This is a genomic window from Candidatus Zixiibacteriota bacterium (assembly GCA_014728145.1).
Taxonomy (GTDB): domain Bacteria; phylum Zixibacteria; class MSB-5A5; order JAABVY01; family JAABVY01; genus WJMC01.
This window is the reverse complement of the sequence record WJMC01000186.1, coordinates 1-16808: the sequence shown is the minus strand read 5'-3', so window position 1 is coordinate 16808 and position 16808 is coordinate 1. Positions and strand designations below refer to the sequence as shown.

At 51.6% G+C, this 16808-nt stretch carries 16 protein-coding genes; 6 read left to right on the top strand and 10 right to left on the bottom strand.

Annotated elements, in window-relative coordinates:
* The 8 genes from GF404_10850 to GF404_10815 all read right to left on the bottom strand — a co-directional run.
* Positions 1 to 278 (bottom strand): hypothetical protein (locus tag GF404_10850; protein MBD3382678.1); only part of this gene is annotated, 278 nt, incomplete at its 3' end.
* Positions 279 to 504: 226 nt separating this feature from the next.
* Entirely contained in the window at positions 505 to 1011 is a 507-nt protein-coding gene (locus tag GF404_10845; protein MBD3382677.1) for an acetyl-CoA carboxylase biotin carboxyl carrier protein subunit, read from the bottom strand.
* A gap of 1 nt (position 1012) precedes the next feature.
* On the bottom strand, positions 1013 to 2515 hold the full coding sequence (accC, locus tag GF404_10840) for an acetyl-CoA carboxylase biotin carboxylase subunit (protein MBD3382676.1): 1503 nt from the start codon (positions 2513 to 2515) through the stop codon (positions 1013 to 1015).
* 7 nt (positions 2516 to 2522) lie between these two features.
* Entirely contained in the window at positions 2523 to 3308 is a 786-nt protein-coding gene (locus GF404_10835; protein ID MBD3382675.1) for an enoyl-CoA hydratase/isomerase family protein, read from the bottom strand.
* Between the two features lie 14 nt (positions 3309 to 3322).
* On the bottom strand, positions 3323 to 4933 hold the full coding sequence (locus tag GF404_10830; GenBank protein ID MBD3382674.1) for a methylcrotonoyl-CoA carboxylase: 1611 nt from the start codon (positions 4931 to 4933) through the stop codon (positions 3323 to 3325).
* Between the two features lie 3 nt (positions 4934 to 4936).
* Positions 4937 to 5335 carry a transcriptional regulator gene (locus GF404_10825; protein MBD3382673.1) on the bottom strand — a complete coding sequence of 133 codons (399 nt, stop codon included), beginning with the start codon at positions 5333 to 5335 and terminating at the stop codon, positions 4937 to 4939.
* On the bottom strand, positions 5332 to 6492 hold the full coding sequence (locus GF404_10820) for a thiolase domain-containing protein (protein MBD3382672.1): 1161 nt from the start codon (positions 6490 to 6492) through the stop codon (positions 5332 to 5334). The genes GF404_10825 and GF404_10820 overlap by 4 nt, the downstream gene beginning before the upstream one ends.
* Positions 6493 to 6503: 11 nt before the next feature.
* Positions 6504 to 7550 (bottom strand): hydroxymethylglutaryl-CoA synthase, encoded by a 1047-nt coding sequence (locus GF404_10815; protein MBD3382671.1) that lies wholly within the window; start codon positions 7548 to 7550, stop codon positions 6504 to 6506.
* A gap of 453 nt (positions 7551 to 8003) precedes the next feature.
* On the opposite strand from GF404_10815, the gene GF404_10810 reads away from it, so the two are divergent.
* The 6 genes from GF404_10810 to rpiB are packed head-to-tail and all read left to right on the top strand — an operon-like array spanning position 8004 to position 13762.
* The gene (locus tag GF404_10810; GenBank protein MBD3382670.1) at positions 8004 to 9191 is read left to right on the top strand and encodes an acetyl-CoA C-acyltransferase; all 1188 of its coding nucleotides are present in this window, start codon (positions 8004 to 8006) and stop codon (positions 9189 to 9191) included.
* Between the two features lie 29 nt (positions 9192 to 9220).
* Positions 9221 to 10075, top strand: a complete 855-nt coding sequence (locus tag GF404_10805; GenBank protein ID MBD3382669.1) for a 3-hydroxybutyryl-CoA dehydrogenase — start codon at positions 9221 to 9223, stop codon at positions 10073 to 10075.
* Positions 10076 to 10087: 12 nt separating this feature from the next.
* A complete protein-coding gene (locus tag GF404_10800) occupies positions 10088 to 11230 on the top strand; it encodes an acyl-CoA dehydrogenase (GenBank protein MBD3382668.1) in 1143 nt (380 codons plus the stop codon).
* Between the two features lie 2 nt (positions 11231 to 11232).
* Positions 11233 to 12378 (top strand): acyl-CoA dehydrogenase, encoded by a 1146-nt coding sequence (locus GF404_10795; GenBank protein MBD3382667.1) that lies wholly within the window; start codon positions 11233 to 11235, stop codon positions 12376 to 12378.
* A 20-nt stretch (positions 12379 to 12398) separates the two neighbouring features.
* Positions 12399 to 13304 (top strand): branched-chain amino acid transaminase, encoded by a 906-nt coding sequence (locus tag GF404_10790; GenBank protein ID MBD3382666.1) that lies wholly within the window; start codon positions 12399 to 12401, stop codon positions 13302 to 13304.
* 20 nt (positions 13305 to 13324) lie between these two features.
* Positions 13325 to 13762: a ribose 5-phosphate isomerase B gene (gene rpiB, locus GF404_10785; GenBank protein ID MBD3382665.1), complete on the top strand. Its 438-nt coding sequence runs from the start codon at positions 13325 to 13327 to the stop codon at positions 13760 to 13762.
* 65 nt (positions 13763 to 13827) lie between these two features.
* Here the strand turns inward: rpiB and GF404_10780 are convergent, their stop codons facing one another.
* Together GF404_10780 and hutH are read right to left on the bottom strand one after the other, a co-directional pair.
* Positions 13828 to 14241: a hypothetical protein gene (locus GF404_10780; GenBank protein MBD3382664.1), complete on the bottom strand. Its 414-nt coding sequence runs from the start codon at positions 14239 to 14241 to the stop codon at positions 13828 to 13830.
* Between the two features lie 199 nt (positions 14242 to 14440).
* A complete protein-coding gene (hutH, locus tag GF404_10775) occupies positions 14441 to 15964 on the bottom strand; it encodes a histidine ammonia-lyase (protein ID MBD3382663.1) in 1524 nt (507 codons plus the stop codon).
* Between the last annotated feature and the right edge of the window lie 844 nt (positions 15965 to 16808).

Sequence of the window (16808 nt, the reverse complement as noted above, 5' to 3'; positions counted from 1 at the left end):
TCGCCTCGTAGTTTCTGCTGTTTTTTATTGAGGTACCTGATTGACAGGGGCAGAATTATGCCGTAAGGCGCGAACAGGAAGAAGTTGTATGGCATCGGGATGATCAACAGCAATGCCAGGAGGACCCCCAGGCCGATCCACATCAAAATTGAAGCACGGATCATGAACCTGCGTTCAGCCTGCGTGCGGGTATTTTTAATGCTCATATAGGTGCCGATCAGGCCACCGATCAGCCCGACAGAACTGCCTACAATCCCCCCGATCAAACCCGGATGCATAATTTTCTCCTGAATTAATTTGGTGTCAGTTTCTTACTATATTTTATCGAAAAAAAGAGGGAATACCTTTATCAGATCAGACCATTTACTGCCTGATAAATAGTTAAATTAACTGAGTCAGCTTTTCTAAATGTTACGATATCCACAGAGGTTGATATGCGACAGGTGGTTGTGCTATGAACGCCATACTGTTAAACCGTCATGATCACAAGAACAGGGGCTTAGGCTAATCCTCCGAGGCTTCGACGACTACGATAGCGGCGTCTGTGTCGACCAGGTCGCCCTCGGCATGGTTGACCTCGGTCACTTTGCCGTTTAGCTTGGAGCGGATTTCGTTCTCCATTTTCATCGCTTCTACCACACACAGGATCTGCTTTTCTGTTACCGGGTCGCCGACATTGACAGGAATCTTGACGATCTTGCCCGGCATCGGCGCATTAACAATCTGCTTGCCGTCCACGACCTCATCAGAACCACCCGCCAGCGCAGATTCTTCTGTGATCTGTTCGAGTGGAATCACAAATCCATCCAGGTGAACAAAAGCCTTGTTGCCCTCGGCGGCAACGTGGACCATGTGTGTTTTGCCATTCAGGTTGATTTTGAAGCAGTTCTCGGAGAAATCGAATGGATCGAAGTCGAACTCATCCTGATCGATCTTGAGCTTATAGGCGCCTCTTGTCTGATTCACGGTTACGAAGTAGTTATTGTTGCCCAGTTTCAATTCCAGGTCCATCTCAACCTCCCATCCCGATTTCCCATTTGCCGATCGAATTCCATGGCGAAGGCATCTCTTCTTTACCGCCTTCCGTAACCGCGGGCTTCTTTTTCATCTCATGAATTACAGCTGACAGTAGCGCGACCTTGATCTGATCCTCGGATACCACAGGCGGTTCCCATTCGCTCATATTGCGCGGGATAAAGTCTGTGAATGTTTTGCCGGAGATAAATTCCGGATGTTCCAGAATCGCCTTGAGATAATGTATCGATGTCTTTACTCCCAGGACAATATAATCATCCAGTGCCTGCTTCATCCGTTCGACCGCTTCGTTGCGACGTTCGCCCCAAACGATCAGTTTGGCCAGGATCGGATCGTAGAAAACGGTGATGTCGACACCCGAATAGACTCCGCTGTCGACCCTGATGAAGGGCCCCTGCGGTTCTTTATAGAACAGCAGTTTGCCCGATGATGGCAGGAAATTATTCTCAGCATCCTCAGCATAGATTCGACATTCGATTGCGTGACCATGCTGGAAAAGTTCTTCCTGCGAAAATGACAGCTTCTCGCCGGAAGCGACTCGGATCTGTTCCTTGACGAGGTCAACCCCGACCACCATCTCGGTAACAGGATGTTCGACCTGGATGCGGGTATTCATCTCGAGAAAATAGAAATTCTTTTTCTTGTCCAGCAAAAACTCGACCGTGCCTGCGTTGGAGTATTCGCAGGCTTTAGCCACACGGACCGCGGCTTCGCCCATCTTCCTGCGGAGTTCGTCGTCGACAGCGACCGAAGGTGTCTCTTCAATGATTTTCTGATGACGTCTCTGGATAGAACATTCACGTTCGAACAGGTAGACGCAGTTGCCATGTTTGTCGGCCATTATCTGGAATTCGACATGACGAGGTTCTTCGATATATTTTTCGAGATAAACCGAATCGTCGCCAAACGCTGATTTCGCTTCACGCATCGCGCCATTTAAGGCGTCTTCGATATTATCCGGATCATGGACCACCCGCATGCCTTTGCCACCGCCACCGGCGGCCGCCTTCAGAAGCACCGGGTATCCAACTTTATCCGCTTCGGATTTAAACAGGTCGACATCAGAAGCCGAGCCGGACATACCGGGAATAACCGGCACTCCTGATTCGATCATCATCTGCCGCGCCTCGATTTTGTTACCCATCGAACGAATAGATTCGGAGTGCGAGCCGATGAAAGTTATTCCCTCATCCTCGCATCGTTTTGCAAATCTATGATTCTCGGATAGAAAACCGTAACCGGGATGAATCGCGTCGGCACCATGTTCTTTTGCTACTTCAATTATTTTGTCGATATTGAGATAACTCTCGCCCGGCGCAGGCGGACCCAGAAGCGCGGCTTCGTCGGCTTTGAGCACATGTAACGCGTTTTGATCAGCTTCGGAATATACAGCCAGCGTGGGAATATTCATCTCCCGCGCGGCCTGCAGTACCCGGCAGGCGATTTCTCCCCGGTTGGCAACCAGTATCTTTTTAAACATCTGAATTCTACTCCACCCAATTCGGTTTGCGCTTGTTCAAAAAGGCGTCCATCCCTTCCTGTCCCTCTGGCGATTTGCGCAGGTCGGCAATCACCTCGGCGGTGTATTTCTCGGCCTCGTCCATATTCTGATCGGCGATCTTATGTAGCAGAGTCTTACAGACCGCCAGAGCATCCGGGCCGGATGTCAGAATCTGACCGACTATAGCCTCGACTTCGCTGTCGAGCTTGTCATTTTCGACCACACGGTTGACAAGCCCGGCCTCGTTGGCACGCAACGCAGTCAGCCTTTCACCGGTCAGGAAGAATTCACGGGCACGACCTTCTCCCACACGTTTGACGACGTAGGGCGAGATACAGGCCGGAACCACGCCGATTTTGACTTCAGAAAATGAAAACATCGCCACACCGGCCGCCACCGCGATATCTGTCACGGCTACAAAACCGGTGCCCCCGCCGATAGCCGCGCCGTTAATACGGCCGATGACCGGACGCGGGAATTCATAGATCAGCCGAAACAAAGCCGCCAGCTCGAGCGACTCCTTGAGGTTCTGTTCGTAAGAGTAATCCTTCACCGCGCGCATCCAGTTCAGGTCAGCCCCGGCGCAGTAGGATTTGCCTTCTCCTGTCAGGACCACGACCCGAACGGTGCTGTCAGTTTTCAATTTCATGAAGAGATCATAGAGTTCGTTTATCATGGTCGAGTTGAAGGCGTTGTGTATCTCGGGACGGCAAAATGTTATTCGCGCCACCTTGCCGTCCTGATCGTATTTTATCGTACTGTAATCAGACATGAAGTCCTCGCAGTCTACATCCTGAAGACACCGTACTTGGTTTTCGGTACTGGTGCGTTGAGTGACATGGCGATTCCCAGGGCGATCATCTTGCGAGTCTCGACCGGATCGATCATGCCGTCGTCCCACAACCGTGCACCGGAATAATACGGCGTCGCTTCGTGCTCATAGCGTTCGATAGTCGGCTTTTTGAACTCCTTTTCCATCTCGCCGGTAACTTCTTCACCTTTTTTGGCAAGAGCCCGCTTCTTGACAGTCCAGAGTACATCAGCCGCCTGCTCACCGCCCATCACGCTGATTCGGGCATTCGGCCACATCCACATCAACCTCGGGAAATAGCCCCGTCCGCACATAGCATAATTGCCGGCACCGTACGAACCACCGACTACTACCGTGAGTTTCGGCACTTTGGCATTAGCGACCGCGTGAACCATCTTGGCACCATCAGAAGCGATACCGCCGTGTTCATACTGTTTACCGACTATGAAGCCGGAGATATTCTGCAAAAACAGTAGCGGTATGCGTCGTTCAGTACAGAGTTCAATGAAATGCGCGCCCTTGACCGAGCTTTCCGAGAAAAGAACGCCGTTGTTAGCCAGTATTCCGACCGGGTAACCCATTACATGAGCAAAACCTGTCACCAGCGTGACCCCGTACAGCTCCTTGAATTCCTGGAACCGGGAGTCATCGACTACGCGAGCGATAATCTCTCTGATGTCAAAAGGTTTCTTGATATTCTCCGGCACGACACCATACAACTCTTCCGGATCATAATACGGATCAACCGGTTCCTTGCGGTCAAGCGGGAAACGTGCCGGTGAATCGAGCGAAGCGATGATTGAACGAGTTGTTTCGAGCGCGTGCTTGTCGTTCTGGGCGTAATGATCAGCTACACCGGATATACGGCAATGGACATCCGCGCCGCCCAGTTCTTCATCGGTAACTTCCACACCGGTAGCGGCTTTTACCAATGGAGGCCCGCCGATAAAGATCGTACCCTGTTTGCGGACGATCACGGTTTCATCGGACAGGGCCGGAACATATGCGCCACCCGCCGTACAGGAGCCCATCACGACCGAGATCTGCGGAATTCCCTTGGCCGACATCACCGACTGGTTGAAGAAGATTCTTCCGAAATGATCCTGGTCGGGAAATGTGCCGGCCTGGTGGGGGAGAAAGATGCCTCCCGAATCGACGAGATAAACGCAGGGCAGGTGGTTTTCTTCGGCCACCTGCTGAGCGCGCACATGCTTTTTGATCGTCATCGGGAAATAAGTACCGCCCTTGACCGTGGCGTCATTAGCGACCACCATCACCTCACGTCCGTGAACCACGCCGATTCCGGTCACCACCCCGGCTGAGGGAGCCTCGTTTTTATACATATCATAAGCTGCCAGAGGAGACAACTCGATAAACGGAGTATTCTTATCAAAGAGGGCATCCAGCCGTTCACGCACAGTCATCTTGCCACGTTTTTTATGGCGTTCGACCATGTGAGGGGGACCGCCCTGCTTAATTTTCTCCAGCCTGTCAAGAAACTCATCCCGTAATCTGAGATGATGTTCCTTGTTTGCCTTGAAGTCCTCCGATTTCGTATCGATCTTCGATTCTATGCGTCGATACATAAGCTACTCCAGATCGGGAACAGCTTTGTATCCATAGGACAGCACGCCGTGGAATGCATCGGTCTGGATGCGACGGAATTCGAGTTTTACCTTCTTGCCGATCGCCAGCCAGTCTTTATCGTAATCGGTAATCTGGCAGGTCACACGGGTACCGTCTTTGAGTTCGATGATCGCCACCACATAGGGGGCCTCGTCCTTGAACTGGGAGGGCGGGACCTCGATAATAGTATATGTGTAGATGGTGCCCTCATCGGGAAGGACATATTTCTCACCATCGATTTTTTTAAAATTGTCGCCCAGCGCACGAGGCGGGAAATAGACCTGTTTAGTCTCTTTATCCTGAATCGCTTCGAGACGATATCTCTGCGGAAATTCACGCCATATTCTTGCCGGAAACATCAGACCACCTCCAGTATGTGACAAACAGTTGAACCGCCGGTACCACCCATATTCTGGGTCATCCCGACTTTGGCACCTTCGACCTGTCGTTCACCGCATTTACCGCGCAACTGCTCGGTAATTTCGATTATCTGGGCCGCACCGGTTGCGCCGACTGGATGGCCCTTGGACTTGAGGCCACCGGATGTGTTGACCGGAATTTTTCCGCCAATTGCGGTAGCGCCAGATTCGGCCATCGTACCACCTTTGCCTTTTTCACAGAAACCGAGTTCTTCGAGGACCATGATTTCCGCGATAGTGAAGCAGTCATGGACTTCCAGCACATCGATATCATCCTGTGACTTGCCGGCCATCTTGAATGCCTTTTCACCGGCCACACGGGTAGCATCGAGACTGCACACGGATTTACGGCCGTGCAATGCGATCGAGTCAGTAGCATGACCGACACCGATAATTTTCACGATCGGGTTGTCCTTGCAGAATCGCTTGGCGGTATCCATATCGGCCAGTATCACACAGGCGGCGCCGTCGGTAATCGGCGAACAATCCAGAATAGTCAAAGGATCGGCCACCATGACCGAACCGGCCACACCTTCCAGGCTGACCTCGAAGGGATATTGAGCGTGCGGATTCTTTGCGCCGTTTTTATGGTTTTTGACCGCCACATGCGACAGCTGATCGCGTGTGGTTCCGAACTCATGCATGTGTCGCCGAGCCATCATGGCGTACAGTCCGGGAAAAGTCGCGCCGTGGAAGACCTCGTATTCCTGGTCTGCCGCGGTCGCCAGGGCGTAAGTGGCACCGTCGCCGGAAATATCTGTCATCTTCTCGACACCGCCGGCCAGGACTATATCCGAATAACCGGAGGCGACATCCAGAAAAGCTGATTTGACTGCCAGACCGCCCGAAGCACAGGCTGATTCAACGCGGGCTCCGGCCAGGTGTTTCTGTCCGAGGTAATCGGCTAAAAGCGAGCCTATATGTTCCTGACCGACAAATAATCCCGGTGTCATACTGCCGACATACATGGCATCAAGTTTCTCTATACCGGCATCGGAGATGGCCTCGTAGGCGCTGTCAATAAAGAGATTACGCAGGGATTTTTCCCAGATTTCGCCCCACTTGGTCATGCCGACGCCTATTACAGCAACTTCTCTCATAGTTTATTCTCCTAAACGTTTTTCAGAATTTTCTTGCGGAACTTGGCGTAAGTGCCGTAGTCGACATAGATCTTGTTCTCGTCCAACTGCGGACGGGTTTTGGGCGCCAGATCCTGCACTTCTTTGATTCGTTCGGTGACACGGAAAATGAAACCATCCGAACCAGCCCCCGAACCATAGGAAACCATGAAAATATTATCACCCGGCTCAGCTATATCCAGAATAGCAGTCAAGCCGACCGGAGAAGCACCCGAATAGGTATTGCCCAATGTCGGCACCAACCATCCGGTGACGAGCTGTTCTTTGGTGAAACCGAGTTTCTTGCCGATCCTCATCGGGAATTTACCGTTGGGCTGATGAAAGACAGCGTATTTGAAATCCGAAGGTTTCATGTTGGATTTCTCCAGAAGTGCTGTGGCGCATCCGGTAATCGTCCGAAAATACGCTGGTTCACCGGTAAAACGCCCGCCATGCTGAGGGTAGTGCTCATGTTCGCGACGCCAGAAATCGGGAGTATCAGTCATCCAGGAATGGGTGTGATGACATTCCGCAATTATATTCTGAGTACCCATTACAAACGAGGCCGCGCCGGCCGCCGCTGAGTATTCGAGCGCGTCGCCGGGAGCGCCCTGCGATGTGTCCGCGCCGACGCCGATTGAGTAATCGACAAAACCGCTACGAACCAGTCCCAATGAAACAAACATCGCCTCGGAACCGGCTTTACAGGCGAATTCGTAATCGGCTGTATGACAATGCGGGACTGCGCCGATCGCCTCGGCCAGAATCGTGCCCGAAGGTTTCACGGCATACGGATGAGATTCGGACCCGATATACAGAGCACCTATATCCTCACCTTTGAGGCCCGCTCTTTTTAACGCATGTTTGGTAGCCTCGACTGACAGTGTAACACAGTCGACATCCGGAGCTGGCACGGACTTCTCGGTCAACTGGAGACCGCGCTTGTATGATTCCGCGTCTGCACCCCAGACTTTGGCAATTTCTTCAACCTTAATGCGATGCCGGGGGATTTTGGCACCGTATCCGACAATTCCTACCATAAGACCTCTCTATCCTGAGTTGTTTTTTGATATATTACTGCCAAGAATACGAAGGAACGAGTGTTTTTCCGCACCGTTTCCACTACTATAAAGCATAATAAATACTTAATATCCGCGCCAAAGTCAAGCGATTTAGGCGACGTGAAACAGAATGTGCGCGATCTCAAATGGCTAACCCGGAACAGATGAACTTACGGTGACACCGGATGTCGTTTTGGCGAATTAGTCGCCCGGTGATTTCAGGACAAAAAGCCCTTAACTTACATGCCTGCCACAGATGTGTCAGTTCGGTTTGAAAGCGAGCGCTAATCTAATGAAGCACATCCATGAAATCGGTTGCAGAGAGGATCGGTTTTTATTATATTAACGCTTTATTTCAGGGCCGACGTGTCGGTTCGGGCGCTTGTGAAAAAAAGAACTATCGCTCATACATTCTAAATTCATGGAGGACTAATGGACTACCCCGAAGCTTATGTAGTGGCCGGATGTCGTTCGGCCATCGGTCTGTTGCACAGTCACCTGTCAAATTTCCCCGCACCTCAACTGGGTGCATTAGCCATAAAAGAAGTGGTCAAGAGGGCCGGTATAGACCCCGCCACCATCGATGAAGTCATCATGGGCCAGGTCGTCCAGGGCGGAGTCGGGCAGGCTCCCGCGCGCCAGGCCGCGATCCATGGCGGTATTCCGCCCGAGGTTCCGGCATTGACTATTAACAAGGTCTGTGGTTCCGGTCTGAAGGCCGTTATGATGGCCGCTTCACAGATCAAAGCCGGCGACGGCCATTGTTTCGTCTGCGGGGGTATGGAGAGTATGTCCAATACTCCGCTGGTTTTGAGTGCCGCCGCCAAACGAGGTGTCAAGTTTGGTCACCAGAAGCTGATGGATATCATGATCTCCGACGGCCTCTGGGATTCCTTCAACAACCATCATATGGGCAACGCCGCCGAATATACCGCAGACAAAGCCGGCATCACCCGTGAAATGCAGGACGAGTTCGCCTACAACTCTCACCAGAAAGCACTCAAGGCCCAGGAAGAAGGCAAGTTCGATGAGGAAATCTTTCCGATCGAAATCCCTCAGCGTAAAGGCGACCCGGTCATCTTCAAGAAGGATGAAGGTCCCCGCAACACTCCGCTGGAGAAATTTACAAAACTGCGTCCAGCCTTTGTCAAGGATGGCACGGTAACTGCCGGAAACGCTCCGGGGCTCAATGACGGTTCCGCCGCGGTTGTGGTCTGCTCCAAAGAATATATCGATAAGCACGGCCTGAAACCGATCGCGAAAATCACCGCCTATGATTCGGCCAGCCTGGATCCGAAGGATCTCTTCTTCACACCGATCTATGCAGTCCGCAAAATCATGAAGAAGCTCAATGTCGACATCAATTATTTTGACCTGTTCGAAGCCAACGAAGCCTTCAGCGCGCAGGCATTAGCCGACGGCAAGGAACTCGGCTGGGACTGGGATAGAGTCAATGTCCATGGCGGTGCGGTTGCACTGGGTCATCCGATCGGTGCCTCAGGCGCGCGCGTACTGGTCACCCTGATGAACGCACTTAAGGATCGCGGCAAGAAGAACGGCCTGGCAACTCTATGCCTTGGCGGCGGTTCCGCGGTCGCACTGTCAATCGAGATGGTTTAAGAAACAAATACTTATCTGGGAGGATACTAATGGATATACAGAATGTCGCTGTGTTTGGTGGCGGTACGATGGGAAACGGAATCACCCATGTCTTCGCACAGACAGGTTACAAAGTCACGCTGATCGATATCAAACAGGAGTTTCTGGATCGCGCCCTGGCAACCATTAAAAAGAACATGGAACGCCAGGTGAAAAAAGAAAAAATCACTCAAGACCAGATGAATTCCGCGCTGGACAATATAAATCTTTCGACTAATCCAGATGATGCCTCAGGTGCTGATTTCGTGGTCGAGGCAATTATTGAACAGCTCGAGCCCAAGCTCGAACTGTACCGCAAGCTGGACGCTATCACGAAACCGGAAGTTATCCTGGGATCGAATACATCATCACTTCCAATCACAAAACTTGCCAGTGCCACCAACCGTCCTGACAAGGTGATCGGCATGCACTTCATGAACCCGGTTCCGATGATGAAACTGGTCGAGGTGATCCGTGGCATGGCTACCACCGATGAGACCTACGGCATTGTGGAAGACCTGGCCAGGAAGCTGGGCAAGACCCCGGTCGAGGTCAACGACTATCCCGGTTTCATCGCCAACCGTATCCTGATGCCGATGATCAACGAGGCGGTTTACTCGCTGTTTGAGGGTGTGGGAACCGCTGAATCGATCGACACGGTGATGAAACTGGGTATGGCTCATCCGATGGGTCCCCTGACCCTGGCTGATTTCATCGGTCTGGATGTCTGCCTGGCTATTCTGGAAGTCATGCATGAGGGTCTCGGTGATCCCAAGTATCGCCCCTGTCCGCTTCTTAAGAAGATGGTCGAAGCCGGCTATCTCGGTCGCAAGAGCGGGCGCGGTTTTTATGATTACTCCAAATAAGAAGGAGTCGCTATGGATTTCAATCTGACTGAAGATCATGATATGATGCGCGACTTCGGTCGCGACTTTGCACAAAAGCGCCTGGCTCCGATTGCTGAGGAGATGGATGCCAAAGAGGATATCCCCGAGGAAATAATCAAAGAGGCGGCTGAGCTCGGTTTCTTCGGGCTGTTGGCGCCCGAAAAATACGGTGGCCAGGAACTGGATACTCTCAGCTACGCCCTGATCATTGAAGAACTCTCCAAGGCCTGTGCCGGGTTCGCTATTATGGTCAGTGTGCACAATTCGCTCGCTCTCAAGGCGATCGAACATTTCGGCACCGATGCCCAGAAAGATGAGTACCTGCCTAAACTGGCCTCGGGGGAGATGATCGGCGCGTATTCGCTGTCCGAGCCTGATTCCGGTACCGATGCGGGCAGTCTCAAGACCCAGGCACTCGCCAATGGTGACAACTATGTCTTTAACGGCACCAAGAGCTGGGTCACTTCCGCCAAGTGGGCTGGCGTCTTCGTCGTATTCGCCCTGACCGATCCTGAAAAAGGATCCAAGGGAATCTCTGCAATTCTGGTCACGAAAGATACCGAGGGTATGTCTCTGGGTGCGCCGGAAAAGAAGATGGGGCTGAAATGTTCCGATACCCGCGAGCTCTCTTTTATCGATGCTAAAGTTCCAAAATCCAATCTGCTGGGTGAAGAGAACCATGGCTTTAAGGTCGCTCTTTCGCTTCTGGACAACGGCCGTATAGGTGTCGGAGCGCAGGCTTTGGGAATCGCCCAGACAGCCTATGAGGAAGCGCTCTCGTACTCCAAAGAACGCAAGCAGTTTAATCAGCCGATCTGCAATTTCCAGGGGATCCAGTTCAAACTGGCGGACATGGCGACCAAGATCGATGCCGCCCGACTACTGGTCTATCGCGCCGCGGTGCTCAAGGATCAGGATGGTCGCTTCGGCAAGGAAATTTCTATGGGCAAGCTGTTTGCCTCCGAAATCGCCAACTGGGTGGCCGACCAGGCTGTTCAGATTCACGGCGGTTACGGTTATGTCAAGGAGTACGCGGTCGAGCGTTGCTTCCGGGATGCCCGTGTCACGGAGATCTATGAGGGTACTTCCGAAGCTCAGCGAATTGTCATCTCAAGAGACATCCTGAAGGAATAGTTATGGATTACGATATCAAGTACAAAGATTTTCGGGCCGATGTACGCGCTCATTGCGAGGAGAAGATTGCTCCCCACGCGGCCGAGGTCGATCGCGAACAGAAATTCTCGGACGAGATCCGTAAAGTCATAAATGACCGGGGCTGGTGGGGATGCCTTGTACGCAAAGAATATGGTGGACTGGAACTACCAACGATCGAGTACGCCATTATCGTCGAGGAGGTTTCGCGCGTGTGCGGTTCGACCGGGCTGACACTTGCGGCCCACAATTCGCTGGGCACTTTCCCGATCCAGTTATTCGGCACCGAAGATCATCGCAAAAAATACCTGCCGCCCGCGGCCGAAAAAGGAAGCCTGATTGCGTTTGGGCTGACCGAACCGGAAGCCGGCTCCGATGCCGGTGGCACCAAGAGCAGGGCTGAGAAAAAAGACGATCATTATCTCTTGAATGGTACCAAGTGCTGGATTACCTCTGCTACTGTATGCGAAGCCGCAATCGCCACTGCCAGGACTTCCGATGAAGGCGGGGTGAAGGGAATCTCTTCGTTCATTCTCGAGAAGGGGATGGAGGGGTTCACTCCCGGCAAAAAAGAGAACAAGCTGGGATGCCGCGGTTCGGATACCGCCTATATGCATTTCGATGATGTCAAGGTCCCGTTGAATCATATCATGGGTGATGAAGGTATGGGCTTCAAGCAGTTCATGATCACTCTCGACGGTGGGCGCATCTCGATCGGTGCCATGGCTCTCGGACTGGCCCAGGCCGCCCTGGATCTGGCGCTCAAATATTCCGAAAGCCGAGTCCAGTACGGCAAGCCGATCAACCGCAATCAGGCGATCCAGTTCAAGCTGGCGGATATGGGTACACGGATCGAAGCGGCACGTCTTCTGATTTACAAAACCGCCTGGATGAAAGATAATAAGATTCCATATACGAAGTTCTCGGCTATGTGCAAATTATATGCTTCCGAGGTGGCTAATTTCTGCACCCGTGAATGTATGCAGATTTTGGGCGCTTACGGTTTTACCGAACGCTACCCTGCCGAACGCTATTTCCGCGATATGAAATTATGTGAAATCGGCGAGGGAACCTCGGAGGTTCAGCGCATTGTAATCGCCCGTGAACTTCTCAAGCAGCTTAATAAATAAGGAGTTGGCGTATGGAGAAAGTGGATAAAATATGGATGAACGGCGAGCTGGTGAATTGGGATGACGCCAAAATTCATGTCCTCTCGCATGTCGTCCATTACTCCTCCTCAGTCTTTGAGGGGGCGCGTTGCTACAATACCAAAAAAGGTCCGGCCATCTTTCGTTTGCAGGAACATACCGAAAGGCTTTTCAATTCGGCCAAGATCTGCCGTATGGAGATTCCTTTCACTCTCGAGCAGATAAACGACGCGATCATCGATTTGATAAAGATCAACGATCTCAAAGACTGCTATATCCGTCCGGTAGTCTACCGCGGTTATAAGTCGCTGGGAGTATATCCGGGTGACTGCCCGATCGATGTCGCGATCGCGGTCTGGCGCTGGGGCAAGTACCTGGGTGCGGACGCGCTCGAACGTGGTGTCGATGTCTGCGTTTCGTCATGGAATCGGCCCGCCCCCAACACTCTTCCGGCCATGGCCAAAACTGCAGCGAACTATTTGGGTGGTCAGATGATCAAGATGGAAGCGATCACTCATGGTTATGTCGAAGGTATCGGTCTGGACGTGCAGGGATTTGTCTCCGAGGGATCCGGTGAGAACATCTTCGTGGTCAGAAACGGCACCCTGATTACACCGCCTTTCTGCGCTTCGATTCTGGCCGGGATCACCCGTCGGACGGTAATCAAGCTGGCCGAAGATATGGGTATCCCCATTAAAGAAGAAAACATCCCGCGCGAAGCACTGTATGTTTCCGATGAGGTCTTCTTCACAGGTTCGGCGGCCGAGATAACCCCGATTGCCACTATCGATCATATACCGATCGGCAGGGGATCACGCGGTCCGATCACCAAGAAACTCCAGGAAGCATTTTTTGATGTGGTCGAAAAAGGTGAGGATCCCCACAACTGGCTGACATTTATAAATTAAAAGCGGGAGTGACTGCGTAGATGAAAATCGCCCTGGGTGCAGATCATAAAGGCTATCCCCTCAAAGAGAAGATCAAATCTTACCTTATGCAAAGGGGAGAGGAGGTAGTCGATTTCGGCACCGATTCCGATGAATCAGTTGATTACCCGGATTTCGGTTTGAAGGTCGCCCACTCGGTGGCCGACGGCGATGTCGATTACGGTATAAACATCTGCTGGACCGGTAACGGTATGAATATGGCCGCCAACAAAGTCAAAGGCGTGCGCTCGGGATTGTGCCTGTCCGAGGAAATGGCTGAATTGACCCGTTCTCATAATGACGCCAATGTGCTCTCGCTGGCATCCAAGTATGTCTCCGAGACTGAAGCACTAAAGATCGTCGAACTGTTTTTGAGCACGAAATTCGAGGGTGGACGCCATATTCAAAGACTGGAGAAAATCCTGGCTGAAGAAAAATAGAATGATTTAGTGAGGTGTAGCAAAAAGGTCAGTCATTTCGGCTGGCCTTTTTTAATCAATTCAGACTACTCTACCACAGTGACCTGGATATTATACGATTCCTCATCAGTTTGATAGAAATGCATCAAAAAGACACCCGGCTCATCCGGTTCGAAATCGTAAGGTCGAGTTAATTTTACAGCGGTGCTGTCACATAGTTTTTCGGTCTGGATAACATGTGGTGTGATAAAATACTCTTCACCATTTTTCTCGGTTTCGAAACTGGAAAAACTGTAACAGGGCAAACCAACCGCCAGCGTAACCTTGAATGTCGCGCCCTTATTGATATAAACAGTATCAGTATAATCGACAGAGGCAACTCCGCCCTGAGTCAGAATATTGTCCGGATTGGGGTCGTGCGGGGCGTAATAACTGTAATCTGTCTCGCAGGCAATTAAGCCGACAGCGATCAGAACTATCAAAACAACTAAATGTCTCATAATATCTCCAGCAATTATGTTTGGCAAGCTCAGGAACCAGCGTGCTTCATATAATAGACGATAACAAGCCCGTAACTGTTTAAATTATTGGGAGCAGTGCGCCGATTGTCAATAAAAACATTGACCGGCTGATGCAGAAAACTCACCTGTTGCACACGCTCGCTGGAGAAATCCGACTCTTTACAGCATTCAGCACAACCTATTTCAATTCGCCGACAGCTTTTTCGACCGCTTCGAGGATTTTACCGGATCTGACAACCTCGGTAAGCTTATTGATATCGTCATAAAGCGGGCGATCCTCATCGAGAAATTCGACATGTTCACGGATGACATCATAGGCCGCCTGCGAACCGGGTGATAGTCTAACTGGCTTACGGAAATCCGCCGCCTGGGCGACGTTCAAGAACTCGATTGCCAGAACACCATTGGCGTTTTCGATGATGTCACGTGCCTTGATAGCTGAAGTCATGCCCATGGATACGAAATCTTCCTGGTCGGCCGCGGCCGGTATCGAGCCGGTTGCGCCCGGGTGCGAGAGGATACGGTTTTCATTGACCAGCGCTCCGGCTGTGTACTGGGTCAGCATCGTACCGGAGAACATCCCGGCTCCCTTTGTCAAAAACGCGGGCAGTCCCGCTGATAGATGAGGGTTGGTGAGACGGTTGACCCGTCGTTCGGAGAGCACACACAATGTCGTTATTGACATCCCGATAAATTCTGTAACGAAAGCGATCGGTGAACCCTGGAAATTAGCGCCGGAGATCACAGTATCTTCTTCCGGGAAGAAGATCGGGTTGTCGGAGATACCGTTTAACTCGGTTTCGATCATCTGCCGGACGAATTTCATTGTATCACGGGCCGCCCCGACAGCCTGCGGGGTACTGCGCAATGAATATGCGTCCTGTACTTTTTTGCCCTTTTGTGCCAGCATGTCGCTGTCGGCTGAGATCCTGCGTATATTATCAGCGGAGACTATCGCCCCTTCATGACCACGGGCGCGATGCAGGCGGTCGTCGTACCCGGACATATTGGCATTTAGAACTTCCAGCACCATGGCACAGGCGATTTCACACTGGCGGATCCACCTGATAGCGTCATGCCACTGCATGCATGCCATGCCGGTAATGCAGTTGGAGCCGTTGATCGTCGCCAGACCATCACGGGCCTGGTAGGTGATCGTTTCAATTCCTGCCTGCTTCATCGCTTCAGCGCCAGGCAGGCGTTTGCCCTTGTAAAAAGCTTCGCCCTCGCCCATCGGCACCAGCGCCATCTGGCCCATCGGAGAAAGATCGCCGGATGCCCCCACCGATCCCTTCTGGCACATGACCGGGGTGACTCCCCTGTTGAGCATTTCAACCAATGTTTCAACCACTTTCAACCTGAGAGCGGAATGACCGTTGGCATGGACATTGATCCGGCTTAAAATCGAAGCACGTGAATCTTCAACACGCATAGGGCCGCCTATTCCAGCGGCGTGGGAATAAATCAAATACTTCTGGAATTTCTCTACTTCTTCAGGGGAGAGGACAACCTCGGATAACTCGCCTATCCCGGTATTGACACCGTACATGATCGTGTTTTCTCGAAGCTTTTTTTCGACCAGTTCCCGGCATTTATTGATTCGATCGACTGCATCCTGAGCCAGTTCTATTTTTTCGCCATGACGAGCGATATTTACTGTATCTTCGATCGTCAGGTTTTTACCAGATATTTTTACAGGCATCTTGACCTCCGCTGTAACGCATAGTTAAAAGATGCAATTTATGTGTGCAGGCGGGAAAGTCAAGCGCAATAAGCATCCCGAAGTTAAGGACTTTTCAGTCGCAGTTCTGCGGTGGAGGACCGCCCGCAAAAGCGTAATTGATGATATACACTGCGTCGGATACATCTACATTGAGATCGCAGTTGACATCACCCGAATCGAGCGGATCAGGCGCAGGCCCACCGGCGAATGCGTAGTTGATTAAATACACTGCGTCAGATACATCGACATTACCATCGTCGTTGACATCGCCCGGGAAGCTCTCCTCGATTACGATAACTTGATATGAAGCAGTGTCTGCATTCTGGGGATCGGAGGAATCGGTTATCTCCAGCGTGAAATTAAAGGTCGAAGAATAAGTCGGTACACCGCTGAGAACAGGGAATTCTCCACTGTTGTCGAACGTCAGTCCATAGGGAAACTGCCCCCCAATGCGGGTCCATGAGTACGGTTTTGTGCCACCGACGGCATGAAATTCCTTGTAGAATGACTGTCCCAGATGGGCCGTGTCGAGAGGATCGCTGACCGCGGCCATTGAAAATGAGATTTCATCAATAGTGCACAACACCCAGTTATCGGGATCGAGCTTGACTGCGGTAGGTTCCTGCGGAACGTCAAGCACAAAAGCCTGGCTTGTAGCGCTGTTGAAGACAACATATGTCGAGTCCCCCGATGGGTACATGACCAGCAAATCGAGAGGCATCTGAAACATCGGGTAATAATATGGATCCTGTTCCTGGACCTGTGTGATCTTGACAACCAGTTTGTCAGACTGTGAAGTCGAGTCGTAGTAATGAAACCATCC